Consider the following 21,821-nt stretch of genomic DNA (forward strand, 5'->3'; position numbering starts at 1 on the left):
TCAAAGTGGAGATGAGGCGGACTCGTGAAATTAATAGACGATTTTAAGTGCGTTTTACCAAGTATTTGCTTAATTACAGATGATCCATATCGTGTCAAAATGATTGCTGCTCATTATTTGGACAATGTTGAAATATTTACTGAAACACGTGGACAAGTTGGTCTTATGGGTAAATTCAATAGTATCCCTTTATTTGTTATGTCCGTTGGAATCGGTATAACGTCAACAATGGCTTATTTGACTGAACTTTGCTCAAAGAATAAAATTGAGCGTATTGTCTATTTTGGTGATTGCGTTACAAATGATTACAGCCTACCTGTTGGTTCAATAACTTACATAAAAAAGGCATATGAAAATGACAAATATTACGATGTATCTGATAATTTATTAAAATATGTAGAAATTATAATGAAAAAAAATAATATCAATGCACATGCTTGCGTAACTACTACTAATGATAATTATCTTATTGAAAAAAAGTATATTACCAGTGAAGAATCTAGACTTCTAGATTTCACAACTTCTGCTATATATAGAATTAATAAAAGTAATACTAAAGTGGAATCTTTATCTATACTTAATGTTTGTGAGAATGTTAATACCAACGAAAGAATAGATGAAGCGGTAAGACAAAGTGGCTGCCATTCAGCTATAATGCTAGCACTCCACTCATTAATTTTTTAACTTTTTTTAAAGGGTTGTGAAAGCGTTAACATAAATAAAAGAATAGATAAAGCATAATACGATTGACTGCTAGTCAGTCATAATATTAACACTTTATACTGTAATTTTCAAAACTCACTAAAAGTACTATTCTCTTATTATATGGTAGCGATTAACAATAATAAATATTATTTAGGGGGGCTGAGAATCAAAAAACTAAATATTTGTGAAAGCGTTAACATGAGTAAAAGAATAGATGAAGTATCGAACAAAGTGGTTGCTACTGTGTAATACTGCAAGGCTTCACTCCGTACTTTTTAAAAGTAATATTCTTTTATTTTATGATAACGACTGATAGCAAAAGTATATTGAAAAGGGGATGTAAAATGAAAATAGCAATGAAACCAAAAAAAGCACGGTTATTAGCTGTAATGTTATCATGCTTATTAGTACTAAACACGATAATTACACAAACAGCGCTAGCGGCAGCTACTAATGACGTAGTTAATCCGCCTCAATCTACTGCAGGAAAAACCGAAGTTACATCGTGGAATTTTGGTGCTCTACCTGATGTTACTAATGGTGATTTCGCTGCTACAAGTGGTTATTATAACAACGCCACAACTCTTATGCAGTTATACCAAGGTGCTACTCCTGCAAAAGTAACTTCTGGTTTTACTTACTCCACTTCTTCTTTGAAAAATACTGGATTTGAAAAGCCAAGCTATTGGCTTGTAACAACATCCACTAAAGGATTCAAAGATTTAATATTCAATTTTACTATGTACTCTGCTTCGACAGGTCCTAGGGATTTTAATACAGAGTGGAGTACGGATGGTACAAACTGGAATGTCTTTGGTAATCTAAATAGTTCTACACAATATACTATTAAGAATCCAAGCAAGCAACTTCAAAATTATGGAATGGCTTTACCAGCATCAGCTGAAAATAAAGATGTACTTTACATCAGAGTGGTTAAAGCCTCTGAAGTCCAAGCCAATGGTACAGGAACTATTACAACTTCAAGTACTAATATTGGTAATAATATTAACGGAATTCAAATATATGGTGCAAAAGACCCATTATATACAACACATGCTGTAACTACAACTAACGATATTTCTAAGCCAATATTAGACGTTACACCTATAACTTTGTCTTGTACAGATGCAAATGCACAAATTTTCTATACAACAGATGGAACTACTCCAGCTGCAACAGCAGGTGGTTCTACAAAATTATATAATGGACCTTTCACAGCACTTTCTGAAGGAGGCTTTAAAGGTGCAGATCCATTTGTTGTTAAAGCTGTAGCAAAATCACCAGAACTTTTACCAAGTGATGAAGTAACTTTATCGTTTAATCAAGAAACTATTACTTCAAATGCAGATGCAAAAAAGCCTGCCGTTGTAGGCACTTATGTATGGGTAAAAGGTATTGGTACTTACTCCACTGCAAATAGAACTTTATATATTCAAGATGGTATGAATGTTGGCAGTGGTCTTTGCATTGACAAGTCGGGTGCAGACTTTAGATCATATGTAGGTAAAGAAATATATGTTCATGGTAGAGCTACACTTTATAATGGTCTAATTGAGATTGTTCCAGATGCTGTTGATGCAACAAATGTAATAGTGCGTAATGATAGCCCAGCAATACCAACCCCAACTAAAATTATGTTCGACCAACTTTCAGATAGAGCATATGAGGGAATGTTGGTTGCATTCGATACAGTAAAACTTGATAAAATTGGTGGAACAGACGTTGCAAAATTATTTAATCATACAGTTAGCCAGGCGGGCATATCAAGTACATTGCGTGCTAAGGGTATATCTTCTACAGTTAGTTCAACTGGCTATGTTAATATTAAGAACGCCATTGCAAGCTTTTATAATGGCATACAGATACTTTCTACAAATACATCAGATTTAGAATCTACAGCCATACCAACTGTTGAGTTCATGACTGCAAATGTAACAAGTGGAGCTGCAGTACCACTAAATTCTAAGGTTACACTTACTACAACAACTCCAAATGCAACAATAACTTATAGCTTGAATGGTGGTGCGCCAGTAACAAGTGTCTCAAATTCAATAGATGTTACTATAGATGAATTCAAAGATGGAAAGGCAATTATTACAGCATCTGCTACAGATGGATCATATACAACAGCAACTCAAACTTTCACTTATACACAAAGTAAAGTTGAAGCTGTATCTGCAAAACCAGGTTCTGGTGCAGTTGATCCAACATCATCAATAACATTATCATCAACTACAGCAGATGCAAAAATAGTTTATTCACTATATCAGAATTCTTTTTCAGATAGTGATGGTACTTTGGTTGGAACTGCTGATCAAGAGTATACAGAGCCTATTCAATTACAAGCAGCATACTTCCCTGTAAGAATAGTTGCAAAAGCAACACTTGCAAATTACTTGGATAGTAATGCTGCAACATTCACATACACTGCTAAAAAAGCAGCTGGTGGCGAAAAGAACTACTATGGACAAATACACGGACATACAGCAGAGAATTCAGATGGTCAAGGTACTTTGGCAGAGGCAGATGCTTATGCAAGAGACGTAGCTAAGCTTGATTACTTTATATTGACAGACCACTCAAATTCTTATGATAAAGCTCCAGCTTCAGATACAGCAGCAAGTATTGGTAATATAAATAATTACAATACAACAAACCAACAATGGTTAAATGGTAAAAATGAAGCTAAAAATGCATCAACATCAACTTTCCTCTGCGATTACGGTTATGAAATGACATGGTCTGGCGGTCCTGGACACATGAATACCTTTAATACAACAGGTTTTGTTAGCCGTAATAATGCAGAACTTAATAATAAAACTAATGATGCTGGTATGAGGGCTTATTATGAACTGTTAAAAAATACACCAGGATCAATTTCACAATTTAATCACCCTGGATCTACTTTTGGTAACTTTGCAAACTTTGCTTATTATGATCCTCAGATAGATGATAAAGTTAATCTTTTAGAAGTAGGTAATGGTGAAGGTACTGTTGGTTCTGGAGGGTATTTCCAGTCTATTGATCAGTATATTTTAGCACTAGACAAAGGCTGGCACGTAGCTCCAACTAACAATGGAGACAATCATAAAAAAGCTTGGGGAACATCCAACACTTGTGCAACTGTTGTTTATACAAATGATTTTACAATGGCTGGAATCTATCAAGCTATGCGTGACCGCTCTGTATGGGCAACTGAAAATAAAGATTTAGATGTTGCTTATCATTTGAATGATGGAACAAACACTTACAGCATGGGTGCTATTTTAGATGTAGCTCCTGCTACTGCTAATGTTACAGTAACAGCTAAAAACAAAAATTTAGGAAAAGAAACTAGTAATATTGCTTCAATTGAGCTTATAAGCAGTGGCGGAAAAGTGGTAGATAAAATCAAATACGCTGCTGGAAATAGTGATGTTACTTACACATATTCAATGACAACACCCGCTGCTGGTTATTATTTTGCAAAGATTACTGATAATCAAGGTTTTGTTGCAGTAACTGCACCAATTTGGCTTGGTTCAGCTCCAAAGGTTGGAATAACTTCTGTTGTTAATGATACAGTAATGCCTGTTACTACAGAGGCTATGAAATTAACAACTACTTTCTTTAATAATGAAACAAAAGCTGCTACACTTAAATCTATATCATATACTGTAGATGGAGATGCTTCAGCTAACAAAAATTATGATCTTAATAAAGATATAGCATCACTTGGAAGTGTTACTCATGAATTTAGCTATACTCCAACAACAGCTGGAGATAAAACAGTAAATATTAGTGCTGTTATTACAGTTAATGGGGTAGATACAACTTATACTGCTACGAGTACAATGAAAGTTGTGGATATTAATAAAGTATTGTATGTAGGACTTGACGCTGCTCATGGTAACGAATATGTGAGTGGAGGAGATTATCCTGATTCAATGGCTAACATGATGACACTTGCAGCAAAGAATAGTGTAAGAGTAGTACAACTTAAGACTTCACAAGATTTAATTAACGCTTGCAACAATCCTAAATATAAAATGATGATTTTAAATGCACCATCAAGAAAAAATGCTGCTGCATGGCCAAATCCGACAAACTATACTGCTGATGAAATTGCAGCACTTAAAGTTTTTTCAGAAAACGGAAACACACTTGTATTTGGAAATATTGCAGACTATGGAGAAGCTTCAAATGGTGATACATCAGATCCACAAAAGCATATGGCTGGACTTCAAAATGATGTATTGACTGCTATAGGTTCAACTTTGCGTGAAAGCGATGACGAAGTTATGGACGATGATAATCATAGTGGAACACAGGCATTTAGATTGCTTCCAACTGAACTTAATATGTCTAATCCGTTGATGCTGGGAGTTGTAAATGGACAAACATATAGCCAATTTTCAGGTTCTACTATTTATGCTGTAGATCCAAAAACAGGCGATAGAACTTCAACACTACCAACAACTGTTAGTCCGCTTGTTTATGGTTTCCCAACCACATATTCAGCTGAATGCGATAATGATAACTTTGGATATGGTACAGATAAAGCTACATTCCCATTTGTTGCTGTAGGAAAAAATAAAACAGATAAAGGAATGAACAATGCAGATGGTCTATACATTCCTAAGTATGTTAATCCAAATAGTAGTTTTGCAACAAATCCAGAAGAAAAACTACTAGCAGCATCTGAAAACGTAGTTCATTCTAATGGTAAAACTTCATTAGTTGTTGTGGCTGGTGGTTCCTTCATGAGTAACTTTGAAATACAAGTTACTTTGGAAAATACTGCAACATTACCATATGCTAACTACAACATAATGGATAACCTTTATAAAAATGTTAACCCATTAACCATAACAAGTATTGCTGATGCAAAAAATTTACCTGATGGAACAGAAGTTGTAATCGAAGGTACAGCTACTAGTGAAATAAATACTCAAAGTACAAATACTGATACAAACAAAGGTTTCTTTGACTGTATTTATGCACAAGATGCAACAGGCGGTATTAATTTGTTCCCAGTTGCTTCAGGTGTAAAAGAAGGACAAAAGGCAAGATTTTTCGGTAAAATTGCACATTATCAAGGTGAAGTAGAGTTAACAGTTAGCAAATTTACTATTTTAGATGAAAACATCAATAAAATAGCACCTACTGCTCTTACTTCAAAGGATTCAATGCTGCCAAGCAATACTGGACTTTTAATAAAAACTCAAGGTATTGTGTCAAATATTATAAAAGACAATGACGGAACTATAAATCAATTTACTATTAACGATGGAACTGGACCTGCTATTGTATTCATCAATGGATACATCACAAAGGGAACATCACTTTCATTCGTTAAAGACGGTGCATTTGTTTCTGTTACAGGCTTAGCTTCTATCGGTGAGGTTTCAAGTGATTCAGATATGCACCCAAGAATAAGAGTTAGAGACCGTGCTGAAATAGTTAGTATTCCAAAAGCATTGACAGGAATACAAATTACAAAACAGCCAACAAAGACAGAATATGTAGTTGGACAAAGCTTAGATTTAACAGGATTAGTTGTTACAGGAACATATAATGATGGAACATCAGCTCCAGTAGAAATTACATCCTCAAATATAAGTGGATTTGATAGCACAACTGAAGGAACTAAAACAATAACAGTAACAGTTGAAGGAAAGACAGCAACCTTCAATGTAAAAGTAATAGCAAAAGCATTGACAGGAATAGAAATTACAAAACAGCCAACAAAGACAGAATATGTAGTTGGACAAAGCTTAGATTTAACAGGATTAGTTGTTATAGGAACATACAATGATGAAACATCAGCTCCAGTAGCAATTACATCCTCAAATATAAGCGGCTTTGACAGCACAACTACAGGAACTAAAACAGTAACAGTAACAGTTGAAGGAAAGACAGCAACCTTCAATGTAAATGTAATAGCAAAAGCATTGACAGGTATAGAAGTTACTAAGCTGCCAACAAAGACAGAATATGTAGTAGGACAAAGCTTAGATTTAACAGGACTAGTTGTTACAGGAACCTATAATGATGGAACAAAAGCATCTGTAACAATTACACCTGCAAATATAATTGGCTTTGATAGTTTAACTACAGGAACTAAAATAGTAACAGTTGCATTTGAAGGAAAGACAGCAACCTTCAATGTAAAAGTAATAGCAAAAGCATTGACAGGAATAGAAATTACAAAACAGCCAACAAAGACAGAATATGTAGTTGGACAAAGCCTAGATTTAACAGGATTAGTTGTTACAGGAACATATAATGATGGAACATCAGCTCCAGTAGCAATTACATCCTCAAATATAAGCGGATTTGACAGCACAACTACAGGAACTAAAACAGTAACAGTAACTGTTGATGGAAAGACAGCAACCTTCAATGTAAATGTAATAGCAAAAGCATTGACAGGAATAGAAATTACAAAACAGCCAACAAAGACAGAATATGTAGTAGGACAAAGCTTAGATTTAACAGGACTAGTTGTTACAGGAACTTATAATGATGAAACATCAGCTCCAGTAGCAATTACATCCTCAAATATAAGCGGATTTGACAGCACAACTACAGGAACTAAAACAGTAACAGTAACAGTTGAAGGAAAGACAGCAACCTTCAATGTAAATATAATAGCAAAAGCATTGACAGGAATAGAAATTACAAAACAGCCAACAAAGACAGAATATGTAGTAGGACAAAGCTTAGATTTAACAGGACTAGTTGTTACAGGAACCTATAATGATGGAACATCAGCGCCAGTAGCAATTACATCTTCAAATATAAGCGGATTTGACAGCACAACTGCAGGAACTAAAACAGTAACAGTAACAGTTGATGGCAAAATAGCAGTCTTCTATGTGGAAGTAAAGGCAGCAGCTCCATCAGATAATACTAATTTAGATAACTATGATGGAGAAAAGATTATTGAACTTATTGGTAATGCTTCAACAAGTAAAGTTACAGTAGTTGCAAATACTAATAAGACTGTTGACCAATCAGTATTTGAAGCAATGAAGGGAAAGAATAAGACTTTAGTAGTAAAAACACCAGTTGAGAATAATTCAGGTGTTACGGAAATAGAATTTACCTTTAATGGCCTTAATATGAAGGCAGAGGATGTTAAATCTTTCGATTTATCCTTAAGAGCTGTTCCTGAGCATAAAAATGAAATAGCAGCCTTAGATAAAGATGCTTTAATTTTATCCTTCAATGATAGTGGAAGTCTTCCTGGAATAACAAATGTTAGAATAAAATTAAGCAGTGCTTATACTTCATCAGATAAGCTATATCTTTACTACTTTAATCCTAAAACTAACAAAGCTGAGCTAGTAGGAGGAGTATTAAGTCCTGATAAGGATGGGTATGTAACTGTTGGAATTAAACATTTCAGCGACTACTTTATCAGTGTAAAGGCACCAAGTGGGAATTCAACACTTGAAAACATGCCAAAGACAGGTTCACCTATTGATATGAATTTACTTTTAGGATTAGGATTATTATTTATTGCTTCAGGTGCTTACTTTATATTTAGAAAAAAGCGTACAGTAAAATAAGCATACTATTTTAAGCTTTTGGGCATGTTCTAGAATTAATTATAATTCTAGGGCATGCCTCTTTTATTTTTAAAGTTAAATTATATATTTATAGTTACAATAGAAAGTTTATTTTTATAGTGCTAAAATAATCTATAGAATAATTTAAATATCATAGGAAGTGGGGGATTATTATTAGTTACAAATTAATTTGCATTGATATGGATGGAACTCTTCTAAATAGTAAAAAAAGAATCAGTGACTACACAAAGGCCTCCATAAAGAAGGCTCACGATATGGGAGTACATATTGTTGTAAGTACAGGAAGACTGTATTCAGATGCTGAGGTTTTTTCAGATTTAATAGGTGTAAAATCTCCAATTATAGCTTCAAATGGTGCTGTAGTTAGAGGGATAGAAAAAAATGATATTATTCATAAGAGTATATTTGGTGAAGAATTATGCAATAAATTATTAAACATTTTTGCAAAGTGCAATATACAGCCAATATTTAATACTCCAGAAAAAATATACACTGGAAGTATTAAATATAAGCTGTTTATTGAACAAATCAAGCTTAAGGGTGCAATAAGTAAAAATGTTAAAATACAATATGTTTTCTCCTTAAAGCAGTGGAGCAAAATTTTTAGCCATGAAAAAAATAACATAGTAAAATGTGAAGTTATAACTATAGATAAAGAGAAGCTTCACCAAGTTGGAAAGGAATTAGAAAGCATTAAGGAATTAGAACTAGTAAACTCTACAGATCACAATATTGAAATTACTAGAAAGGGAGTTTCTAAAGGAAATGGTGCCAAAATCCTTTCAGATTATTTTAAGATAAAAAGAGAAGAAATCATTGCTGTGGGCGACAGTGGAAATGATGTTTCTATGATTGAATTTGCAGGTCTCGGAGTAGCTATGGGAAATGCAATGGAACAAGCAAAGCAAGTTGCTGATTATGTTACTGATACTAATGACAATGATGGAGTAGCAAAGGTCATTGATAAGTTTGTTTTACAGAAGGAAAGCCAAAGTGCATAAGTATTTATTACTTAAAAGCAAATTAAGAATATCATTTTGATTTAATCTAACTTTACTAAAATTACTATAGCTTTGAGATTACAAAAAAGGTGCCGTAAAACTTTTATAAAAGTTTTACGACATCTTTTTTTTTCAAGAGCAGATGAAAAACTCCACTCTGTAGAAGCAATTATAAAGCGATAAGGAATAGGGTGGAAATTCAACATATTAATGTTAGAAAATAAAATTCGTGACTATTTTTGTCTAGAAGTTTTATTTTTTAATGGTTAAGAAATAATATTTACAATTATGGAAAATAAATGTTAAAATATAAGCAAATGTAAAACATAAGTTTTACATTTTTAAATAATATAAGGGGGAAATAAAATGAAAAAAAGGGGGCACCAAAGAATATTAGCCAGTTTTCTTACGCTAATATTAATAACAGGATTGATTCCTGAAAAAGCTAGTTCGGTAGAAGTAGCAAATAGTGGAGCGGTGGGAATTTCTACTGAAAAATTAATAGTTAAGGAGCTTACAGAAAAAAGACAGGAAAATGCGAGATTTTTTTTGAACTCGGATGGCTCAGAAACAGCTGTTATCTACAATACTAAAGTAAATTATAGAAGTGGAGATGCATATCAGAGGGTAAGCAATAATTTAATACAACCAGCTGCTCAGTACATGGAATCTGGCTTTACTTATAAAAATGAAGCTAACGACTTTAATGTTTATTTTAAGGATAACATAGCTAAAGAGTCACCTGTGCAATTAGAATTTGGAAACTACCAAGTAAGCTTGACTCCAATATCAGCAAATGGAAGCAATGTATTGCTTGGTACAACTTATAGTTCATCGCAGCTAACAGCTCAAAATACTAGCATAAGCAGCATAGATGAGAAAAATAAACAACTTCCAGCGAACATAAATCAGTATGTTAATCCTGTAGTAAAAGATTCTATAGAATATAAAAACGTATATGGAGAGGGAAGTAGTATTCAATATCAACTTATTAATTCTGGAATTAAAGAAAATATAGTTTTAAATGCGTATAATAACACTAATAAGTTTGAATTTAATTTGAATCTCAAAGGTCTTAAACTAGAAAAAAAAGAAAATGGACCTATTATTCTTAAAGATGCTGTTACAGGAGAGATAAAAGGGGGAATGCCTCTTCCATTTATGGTGGATTCAGCAGAAAATGAACATTACTCAGAGAACATACAGACATACATAGAAACAAAAAATGAGGTAGAGGGCCGTTATAAATTAATATATATAGTTGATGAAGAATTCTTAAAAAGTGCTGATACAGTATATCCTGTTACAATAGATCCACCTATAGTAATACAAGGTTCAAGTTATAATGTTACTCGTGATGCCTATGTAGAAAGTAAGTATCCAGGCAGCAATTATTGGACATCAGCTCAACTAAGAGCAGGTTATGACAAAACTACAGGAACAGCACGTTCTTATGTTAAATTTCCTAATTTGCCAAGCTTGGGGAACGCTACTATTACTGGCGCTTGGTTTGCAGCAGTTGGTACAAATGAAAACTTGGATAAAGGAAACAATGCAACAATCGAAGTGAGAAAACCTAATAGTAATTGGGATTCATCAAATATAACTTGGAATAATGCGCCTAGCTATGGAGAATGTATCGATTCCACTGCAGTTAGTTCACCTGACTGGTATTATTGGAATATTACCAGTGTAGTAAGTGATTGGTATAAGGGCAGTGTAAACTATGGACTAGTGTTGAAAGATAAAAATGAGACCTGGCAGTATAGAAGGTTTTCTTCTTCTGATGGACAATATCCACCAGCTTTAATTATTAACTATATAAGCCCAGTTACCACATTAAGGTCTGCTGCCTATGGAGGGGCTGCTAATTCACAGAATGGGTATGTTAATTTGACCTGGAATGCAGTTTCTGGAGCTAAAGGATATTATGTAGCAATATTTAATGGACTTGAGTACCAGTATTTTGATGTAGGTAATGTGACAAGCTGGACAACTAAAGGCCAAGGAATATGGCCTGAAGCTGGAGAAATAGCTAAAGGAAGGTATCAGCTTCATAAAGATAAATTAGGCGTAGAACTTCCAAATGATCCAGTAAATTGTTATAGAGTATCACCAGGTGATGCTGTGTACAAATCTCAGCATTTTTACTATTTTAGAGTGATGCCTTATAATGATGGCGGATATGCCAACATAGATAGTTGTAATTGTGAAAAGGTGTATATTCCAGATACATCTAGTCCTGAAGGTATTCAAACAACCAGTATTAAAGTAAATAATAATCCGGCTATAAACGAAACCAATGCATGGCAGCTAAAGTTAACTTGGACTATTCCTAAAGACTTACCTGAGGGAAAAAAAGAGGATGGCACAAGTTTAGCAAGCGGCATACAAAAGTATAAGGTTAGATTGATACAAGTTAATAGTAATAGCGTAGTAAAAGAGGCAGAAGTAACTTCTGGCACTACAGAGTATTTATTTAATAATGTGGCTGACAACTATGAGTATAAAGCTGAAATATATGCTTATGATAATAATGGTAATTATACTATAAGTGCTAAAGCTGCAGGTCCTGTTATAACTGGAGATAGAACACCTCCTACAGTACCTTCAAATGTATCAATAAGTAGGTCTTCGGGTAAACTTGGAGATATTCCTTCAATTACCTGGGCAGGCATAAAGGATGAAAAGGGATTATCCTCAGTGCAATATAAGATTAACAATAATGGTTGGGTAGATATAGGTAAAAATACTGAAGGTGGAAGTGTTGATATTAATTGCAGTTATCTTCAGGAAGGTAATAATATTATATATGTAAGAGGAATAGATAAGCAGGGGAATATAGGGGAAAGTAAAGCTGTATATTACAAGCTAGATACCAAGTTGCCTTCTATAAATATTACAAGTCCAAAGGATATGCAGATAATAAATGGACAAATAGGAATTAATGGGGAAATATATGATGAAAATATTAAAGAATGGAAAATTGAATATGGATATGGAAGAACTCCTAGCTCCTTTACTACAGTTAGTGCTGGAACTGCCAATTCACCAGAATTAAACTATATATTAGACGTAAGTGGCTATTTAACCGGTTTGTATACTATTAGGATAACAGCAAAAGATATTGCAAATAACGCAAGTGTAAAGCAAGTTACAGTTGATAAAAGTAATAAAATAGCTTTGGAATCAACTCTAAATATTACACAGCCCATTAAAGGACAAACTTTAAATAATATTATGACTCCAGTAAAATATGCTTTTTTAAATGGAAGCAGTATAGATGGTTTAAAAGGGAAACTGTATATAAATTCCATGCTATATAAAGAACAAAGTGCTAGCACGGATATTCTGCAGATAAATGCATTAGATTTTAAAGAGGGCAGTGAAAATAATATATATGTAGATGCTTTTAACTCTGACGGGAAAAAATTTAGCAGTGAAAGCAGCTATTATATTAAATCAACTAAAGGATTGAAAGATATTCTGTGGACTAAACAAGACAATATAGTATTATCACCTGCCATTACTCTAGAGTATGTAGATGATACAAGTAATAATGGATTTCTTGAAGGACAGGTTGAGTTTGAAAATGAAGTTCAAGCTATTACCCTTAATGATGATGTTTATAGATATGGAAGTACTACTACTTCAGTGAGTTCGAGTGGAGACCCAACTGGTGAGCCTGTAGATTCACAAATAAATTATAAGATTTCTTGTGATAATGGCATAACGTGGAAAAGCATATGGCCAAATAATAAGGCGTTTTTAGATAAGCCTAATAAAAAGATAAAAATTAGAGTTAGTTTGACTATGGCTGAAATTCCATCAAAATATACCACTGCATTACTCCAAAATAAACTGAGTATATATAAGTTTGTTCCTAAGATTTTTGATATTAATATTACTGGTCTATTTGATTGCATACTTGATGATAATTTTAGTAACATGAATAAAATTAATAGTAGTACTATTAATTCTGTGAGCATAAGCAGTGAAGGAATAAAATTAATAAACCCTCAGTCTACAACTAGCAATTCATCATTGTCGACTAAGGTAGTTGGAAGTGTTCAAGCAAAAAAAATAGAGTTAATGGAATCTGTGTCAAAAGTTAGAGTTGAAGCGCAAGAAATAAGAGGCTCAGGAGAAATATTTTACTATATATCCTCTGATGAAGGGGTAAGCTGGCAAAAAATTAATTTAAATGAAGATACTAATCTAAATAAGGCTAGCAATAAACTGATTTTAAAGGCAGAACTGTCAGCTCCTACCGGCGCTGTAAGCCCAACAATAAAGTCATGGAGGTTAATAGAACTTGATTGCAAAAGACTTACCACAAGTAATACTTTTAAAGTTCAGCTTCTAGATATACCACAAAACCTAGAAGCAACTCCAAAAGTAAATTATACTACCTTGTTAAGATGGCAATATGATTTGTTAAAGATTCAGCAAGGAGTGAGGTTTAATGTTTATAGAAGTACAATACAAGGGTTTACACCTTCAAAAGAAAATTTAATTGCATCTAATATTACTACAACTTACTATAACGACTATAACATTAATTATGGTCAGAAATTCTATTATAAAGTTACTGCAGTTAAAGATTTCGAAGGCCAGAAGGGAAGAGAAAGCTGCAGCTCAAATTCTGCTCTAGCTACCATTGTGGATAAAAATGAGCTGGATAAAAGACTTGGGCTAGAGGACTATTGGGCGGCATCTCAGTTTAGGACTGGTGCAGGTTCAGGCTTTATAAATCTAACTAGCGGTAATCTTTGTTATGAAGGTACGGATTTTGTGTATCCCTCCCCTAAACTGGCAATGGTTTTAAGGAGAACCTATAATAATCAAGCTACTTCAAAGTCATCCTTTGGAATTGGTTGGGACTTTAATTTTAATACAAATTTATTAAAAGAATATGATGTTACTGGAAAAATAGTACAAGCTCTTATATTAAAGGATGGAGATGGAACAACCCATAGATTTAAAATAAGAGCAGATGGTACCTATGAAAGTCCTAAGGGTTCTCACATGGAGCTTACGCAAAAAACTAATGGAACTTATGAAATTAGACGAGAGGATAATATAACTTATGTATTTGATAGTTCCATGAACTTAAAGCTGTTTAAAGATGATTTTGGAAATGCTTTGAATATTACTTACAACGGACGTGGTAATATTGACAGTGTTTATGATAACTATAATCATAAAATAAGTTTTTTTTATGAAAATAAAAATATAGATTTAGTTTCAAGCATAGTAGACCCCTCAGGAAGAGTATTTCACTATGAATATAACAGTAATGAAAAGCTTGAGAAGATGTATATAATTATAGAAAATAATCAAGTTTATTCAGAGACCTATTTATACGATAAGAATAATAATATTGAAAAGGTTATAGGCCCTAAAAATCAGCAGACAACAAGCTTTCAGTATTATGATAATGGTACTGTTAAGAGATTTACTGATCCTAAAAGTGAATATATTGATATTCAGTATGCTCCACAGGTGAACGCTGCTATATTTACAGAGGGGGAAACCACGCTCGTATCAAATAGAAATGTAAAAGCTTCTTTTAAATACAATGTGGAAGGTAATCTTATTGAAACAGTAGATCCATTATTAAACCACACTTATTATGAAGTTGATAGCGATTATAATACAAGAGCTATGAAGTATTATAAAAAAACTGATGATAAAAGTGAAGAAATTAAATATTCCTATGATTATGATAGTAAAGGTAATATTATATCTATAACTGATCCAGAATTAAATCTTACAGAGTTTAAGGATTATAATAAATTTAATGAACCCAAAAAGATTATTAAAAAGGGTATAGAAGACGGTAAGGAAGTCATTATTGAGACTAACTATAATTACGATGATAATAATGGTAATTTATTGACTTCAACAGATTCAGAAAATAGAGTGACAACCTATGACTACTATAGTAATGGATTAATAAAGAGTTCCACGGATAACTTCAATAATAAAACTGAGTACATTTATTATGAGGAAGGAGCTTATAAAGGAAAGCTTAGAAAAACAATAGAACCTTTAGGAAAGGTAACAGAAGTAACGGAGTACGACAAGCAGGGTAATGCAACAAAAATAATAACCTATGATGCAAATAATCCTAGTAAAATAGAGGATTCAATTGGGGCTTTATATGATATCCTAGGCAGAAAGACTAGGACTATATACCAAGATAACCAGTATGATGAGTATGAGTATGACTTAAATCATAACCTTGTAGCTAGTTATGATAGGGATAAAGTGCCTACAATATATGGCTATGATGATTTAGACAGGCCAACTTATGTGCAAAAGGTAAATGGTGACTGTTCATCTACATCATATGAGTATAACGCAGATAATAAATTAGTAGTTACTACTGAAGATGCAGGTGCAAGAACAACTCAGCAGTACTATGATGCAGCAGGAAGAGTGGAAAAAACTATATCAGGTAACAATTATACCAGATATGAATATGACAACCTTGGTAATATGACTAAGATATTTGGAAGAGATGACTATGATGAGAAAAAGGAAAAGCTAATAGCTACTGCTCAGTATGATGTTTTCAATAGAATTACTAAGCAATTTATTGATCCAACAAATAAGAATATTTGCAGTTCAGTGGATTATGATTTTCTTGGTAATAAAAAAAGTGAGATAGATGGTTTAGGAAATAAGACAGAATATAATTACGATAACATCGGGAGATTAAAAGCTGTTCACAACTTTGTTACTTCAAGGACATATGATGAGTCAAGTAAGAAGATTACGGAAACTCAAGGGAAAATTGATGATCTAGTAACAGATTATCTTTATGACCAAAGGGATCCAGTAGAAGTTGGATTAGTTTATAACAGTGTTAAGGATGCGCTGCACAGAGAAACAAGAACTTACTTTGATGCTTTAGGAAGAAAAGTAAAGGAGACTAAAAAAGACGGTGAAACTGGTGAACTAAGGGAAACTAAGTATGATTATTACATTACTGGCAAGCTTAAAACAGAAATTAAGCCGGACAAAACCCCTATTTCTTTTGAGTACACCAATTTGCTTCAGTTAAAGACCGTAAAGTATGGAGCAGATAATAGTCAATATACCTCCTTTGATTATTACAACAATGGATTAACAAAATCTATAGAAGATCTAATGAACGGTAATAGTATAAAAACGGATTACCAATATGACAGCATAGGAAGATTGGAACAAATAACCCAAGAAGGACAATATATTGGATATCATTATGATGGAAGTAATAATGTAACGGATATATCTTATGCTTGTGGAGGTGAAAATAAAAATATTCACTACCAATACGATAAATCTAATAGATTAGATTATATTGCTTCAGGTGAGAATACAGTAAGAGAATATAAGTACACCTTTGCAGATAGGGTAGACAATATTATTAACTACAGAAAGTTTGATACTGGAAACAAGGATAGCTATACTCTGCAAAAATATAAATACAATTCTTTAGGACAGCCGGAAGAAATACAATACCTAGAGAACGGAAACTCATTAAAAGAAAAGTATAACCTTCAATTTGACAATAATGGAAGGATAAAAAATGAAGTTTCTTGGTCAAACTATACCAATGCAGATTACACAAAGACAGACTATGAAAACAAAGATAGCAATAAGCAAATTGAAATAAGTAAGACAGAAAGCTACTTATATGATGAACTTGGCAGATTAATAACTGATACAAGTACTAAAACAGAGACGGGCAAGGAGACTAAGAATAAAGTAACAAATTATAGCTATGACTGGGTTGGTAACAGAAAGGCTAAAGTAAGTGATACGGAAACCTTAGCTTATAATTACAATGATTTCAATAACTTGCTAAACATATACAGAAACGGTAATATTAAGAGTAAATGGACCTATGATTTAAATGGCAACCAGCTCACTGAAACAACTAATCGTGAAAAGGATGAGGTTCCAGGAAAGGATGCAGCTCAGGTTACTAAGGAGTTCATATATGATAGGTCGGACAGATTATATAAACTAAAAACAACTGATGGAACTAATCTTCAAGAAGTAACCAATTATTATAATGCAAATGGTGAGAGAACAAAGCAAATTGAAGTAAATAAAAAAGTAACAGACACCAACACTTCAGTACCAGGCTTAGAAACAAGATATTTTTATAATAATGGAAAGCTGCTATTTACAACTGATCAGAACCATACATTAGTTGAGGATAATCTACTTGATCCATCAGGACAAATAATCTTTACAAAGAGAAATGATGGCAATTATACTAACAAATACTTCTTCTACAGCCATGATACAAGAGGAAGCGTAAGCAACATTATAAACCCAGATGGCAAGCTTGTTAAAGGTTACAGCTATGACGAATTTGGAGGCACTGAAGAAAGAGGAGACAAGTCTTTCAAAAACAGTGTAAAATTCACTGGTGCTGTAAATGACAGTTCTACCGGACTATACTACATGAATGCCAGATTCTATAACCCAAGCACCGCTAGATTCCTAACTCAAGATAGCTACACAGGAAATCCATACGAGCCGCGAACTCAACATCTATACAGTTACTGCGCTAACGACCCAATAAATTATACCGACCCTACAGGACATATGATGAGAAGTGATGCAGAAGATGGAGGAAGCACCCCTGACCCATTGCAGACTTATTTGAATAATAGGGTTAAATTGGGAGGCAGCTCCGTACTTTCACCAGCTACTAGAAAAGCTTGGAATGGCTTAAATGATACATTTAAATATGAAGGGGTTATTTCTAATTTCGCAAAAAATATTGACAAAGGGATTAGTAAAGCATCAGATGCGGCGAACAACAATATTATATTTGCTATTGTGCCTTTATTAAGAGGTAACACACAAGCATTAGAAAGGGATACAGAACTATTTGAGAGTAAGATTCCTCGCATAGAAGGTATTATTCAGAGGTCATCTAAAACCTGTAATCTTCCGGTTTTACATTCAGATCAGATTATAATGAATAATTATCAACGATACTATAACGAAGCTTGGTCTCAAGTTGTCAATGATTTCAATAAGGGAAAGATTACTATACCAGCTGATATGAATTGGAAAACTGTACTGGGGCAACGTACTGATTCAATAGCTAGAAATAGACTTATTAATTTTTTGGGAAGAGAAGGAATTCCAGAAGGACCACAAACCGATGTGCTTGTAAACAGGTGGCTACGTGATCCAAGTGGTTCTGGCAAATATCGTATACCTGATTTGAGACTAAAAGCAACTGGAAATATACTTGATGGTACAATTGGTAATAAAACTATGACTTCTCCTCAAATTCAGGATTTTATTAAATTTTCTGGTGGAGATAAAGTAATAATCATAAGACCTTAACTTAAATTGGAAAAGGAGAAACGGTATGGCATTAAGCTGCTGGTATAAGAGACTTAAAGATATATTGATATATAATATACATTATGCACCTAATTATCCTTATGAGGATTACACTAATTTATATAAAGAGTTTGGGCAAATAGAGGAGTATCTTGACAATGTAAAAAATGGAGTAAAGTCTGATTACAAGATAACTCAATTGAATTTTGCTAAAGTGAAAATAAAAGATGCATTTTTAAAGTATGAATCAGGAAACAATGGAAGAGTGTTATTAGAGGAAGCATTAAGATATGTGGAAGATTCTAAACGTGCAAAGCCACCTGCTACAAACTTTATTGCAGGTTCTAATGGTATTGTTAAACTAAATAAAGAAAGTGAAAATGAGTAAAATGAGTATTTATCGGTATATCTAAAACGTAGGTTAAAGATACCTATATTTATATCTATATGAATAATAATGCTATAATGGCTTTGTAGAGAGTTATTAAGCAAAACAAAATAAATGCTAAAATGGTGGTAGCGACAGCAAAAAATTGTTGCTACCATTATTCTTTAATATATAATACATAGTTTCAGTCCTTAGAGAGTATTTAATTAAAAAGTGAAATTTATGTTGTTTCTAGGATAGTGAGTAAAAGAACAGTTAAAATCCAATAAATAGTCTAGTTATTGGACTTCGGAGAAGAAGCATAGGAGAAATAATGGGAAAAGTGGAATAGTAGTGGTAATTATATGTAAGATACATTGAAAAGTTTTTAAAGTAGTGGAAATGGAAGAGTTGCAGACACTAATAATTATGCGCATTCAAAAAGGTTATTTTAGAATAAATATACACAATTATAATAATTAAATTATTATAATTGATTTAACTGCTGAAAAATATGGTGAGATAATCCGAATTAATATAATTGGCACATATAAAAGTGGGGAGCCAATAATAAGTGAGATAAATACCACTAATATAATTAATAAAAAAATAAACTGATATTCTTATAAAGGGAGATTATGATGCCTAAAGAAAAAAATTTCTTTGCTACTAAAGCAGATTTAATAAATGGGCTAGACGCATTTGAGCAATTAAGACCAGTTAAGTATGTAAAATGTGGCGTGTCAGATACTAAAGAAATATTGATTTATGAAACTATTGATGAGTTTATTAACCTAGGTAAAAATAGTACAGGAGATCATCAAAGCGAGAGTTATCTGGTTCTTGATTATAATGTGGATTTAAATTTAAGACAAATAAAGCAAATGGATGGAAGTGTAAAGTATTTTGTTGATCAATTAATGAATAAAAGTTCTGTTGTGTTTTGGCCAGGAGGTATTTATGATGAAACCTATTTAATTTGTGGTCATGTTGCTACAATATCAGATGATCCTATATCATTAGATCTATTTAAGCATTTTTCAATGGCTATAACTAAAGGGTTTGAAAAGGTTGGGAGATATTATATTGGATTAGAGGCTAGGAAATTATCTTTAAAAAGAAGGTTAATTACAATGAATATTAATCAACCTGTAGAATATGATTTGAAGTTATAATCATACTTAAGGAAAACTAATTAAGAAATCTCAAGCAAATTAAGTAAAAAAAATGAATTAGGGGAAAAAGATGAATTTGTTTGGATAGATTTGAGAAAGTAAAATAATGGTGAATCATATTATTAATTACAAAGGCCTTGAGCCAACTTTGAAAAATGCTAAAACTAGGAAGTGATAAAATGACTACATCACTTGTAGGAATGCTGGCAGAAGCAAAAGGCGGTCCGATTGATTATCATGGTAAAAGAGTAATGATGTCATATAAAATACCTGTAACTACAGGTCAGGATGTATTAGTGGAGATTTTAAGGTATGATAATATATTTGAACAAGGAATAGCAATATCTATTGATAAAAGAAAAGGAATAGTAGAAGTTAATAGCCAAAAGACTAATGCTCCTATATTTTGGACAAGGACCGCACCTAGAACATTTAGTTTTAAATGTTTTCCAAGCAAAACCACAGGAGTGTTAAATATTTGGAATGTATGGGAAAATACTGAATACAAGGACAATATTGATGCATGGATAGGTAATGCCGGACTTTACGTTGATCAGGAGGAAGATGGTGCAATTGTTTTTCATTGCAGCAATGGAATGCAGCAGGTTGATTTTGAAAATCTTGTTTTTAGGATCAAATTAAATCAATATAGTGGCAAAGATTAATTCAAGCTATTTACAAAACTAAAAATTCAATACCCTAAATTAAGTTTACAGCATAAAAAGCGAGTTTTTATAGACTCGCTTTTTTTACATCAAATTATACTATTCAATTTATTCTTTAAATGATCAGATATTCTAACCAAAGGTAGTCTAACTTCATCTGAGTCAATAAGACCTAGCTTACTCAGACAGTATTTTATAGGAGCAGGATTAGGTTCTTCAAATAGCATAGGTATTAGTTTTGAGAGCTGCTTCCATATTTCAAGGGCAGCTTTATAATCATTATTTTGTATTTTATTGTACATGTCAATAAAACTTTCAGTATTTAAATGGGAGGAGGCTAATATTCCTCCGCTGGCACCAAGAAGCAGTGAATTATAAAGTAGGATATCTTCTCCTACCATAACTGAAAAGCCGCTGGGTGCATTTAGAATTAGATTCATACTCAGCTTCATGTCACCGCAAGCATCTTTAATACCAACTATATTTTTAAGTTCTGAAAGTTTAAGGATTGTAGGTAGCTCTATATTTCTTCCTGTTCTATATGGAATATTATATAGCACCATATCTAAACTGGTAGACTCCGATATAGCTTTAAAGTGTTCATATATTCCGTTTTGATCAGGTCTATTGTAATATGGACTTACAGAAAGAATCCCTTCAGGCTTATACTTTTCAACTACCTTTATCTTTTCAATAACTTTTTTGGTATAGTTACCTCCAGCACCAACTATGACAGGTACCCTTGCGTTTACATATTCCATGGTTTTATCAAGAATAAGCTCATACTCCATATCAGATATTGTGGGGCTTTCACCAGTAGTTCCTAGCGGTATTATACCTGATATTCCCTTATCTATATAGTAATTAATTAGCTTTTCATAGGATTTTAAATCAACCTTATCCTCTATAAATGGAGTAATTACTGGAAGCCATATTCCATCAAGCTTCATATAAAAAACCTCCTT

Annotated in this window: 8 protein-coding genes; 7 read left to right on the forward strand and 1 reads right to left on the reverse strand. The window is 32.9% G+C overall.

What is annotated here, in order from left to right; translation table 11 throughout:
- Window positions 1-24 precede the first annotated feature (24 nt).
- From bsdE14_RS15360 to bsdE14_RS15390, 7 genes are all read left to right on the forward strand, one after another.
- Entirely contained in the window at window positions 25-684 is a 660-nt protein-coding gene (locus tag bsdE14_RS15360) for a phosphorylase family protein (protein WP_264850878.1), read from the forward strand.
- Window positions 685-1,049: 365 nt separating this feature from the next.
- A complete protein-coding gene (locus tag bsdE14_RS15365) occupies window positions 1,050-8,261 on the forward strand; it encodes a bacterial Ig-like domain-containing protein (RefSeq protein ID WP_264850879.1) in 7,212 nt (2,403 codons plus the stop codon).
- Between the two features lie 188 nt (window positions 8,262-8,449).
- Window positions 8,450-9,283, forward strand: a complete 834-nt coding sequence (locus bsdE14_RS15370; protein ID WP_264852277.1) for a Cof-type HAD-IIB family hydrolase — start codon at window positions 8,450-8,452, stop codon at window positions 9,281-9,283.
- A gap of 366 nt (window positions 9,284-9,649) precedes the next feature.
- Window positions 9,650-18,649 carry a DNRLRE domain-containing protein gene (locus tag bsdE14_RS15375; protein ID WP_264850880.1) on the forward strand — a complete coding sequence of 3,000 codons (9,000 nt, stop codon included), beginning with the start codon at window positions 9,650-9,652 and terminating at the stop codon, window positions 18,647-18,649.
- A 25-nt stretch (window positions 18,650-18,674) separates the two neighbouring features.
- Window positions 18,675-19,037, forward strand: coding sequence for a hypothetical protein (locus tag bsdE14_RS15380; protein ID WP_264850882.1), 363 nt, complete (start codon window positions 18,675-18,677; stop codon window positions 19,035-19,037).
- A 620-nt stretch (window positions 19,038-19,657) separates the two neighbouring features.
- Complete coding sequence (locus bsdE14_RS15385; protein WP_264850883.1) at window positions 19,658-20,191, forward strand: hypothetical protein; 534 nt, start codon at window positions 19,658-19,660, stop codon at window positions 20,189-20,191.
- Window positions 20,192-20,370: 179 nt separating this feature from the next.
- Window positions 20,371-20,856, forward strand: coding sequence for a hypothetical protein (locus tag bsdE14_RS15390; RefSeq protein ID WP_264850884.1), 486 nt, complete (start codon window positions 20,371-20,373; stop codon window positions 20,854-20,856).
- A gap of 89 nt (window positions 20,857-20,945) precedes the next feature.
- Here bsdE14_RS15390 and dapA read toward each other — a convergent pair whose 3' ends face one another.
- A complete protein-coding gene (gene dapA, locus bsdE14_RS15395; RefSeq protein ID WP_264850885.1) occupies window positions 20,946-21,806 on the reverse strand; it encodes a 4-hydroxy-tetrahydrodipicolinate synthase in 861 nt (286 codons plus the stop codon).
- Between the last annotated feature and the right edge of the window lie 15 nt (window positions 21,807-21,821).

The organism is Clostridium omnivorum (assembly GCF_026012015.1).
Lineage (GTDB): Bacteria > Bacillota > Clostridia > Clostridiales > Clostridiaceae > Clostridium_AX > Clostridium_AX omnivorum.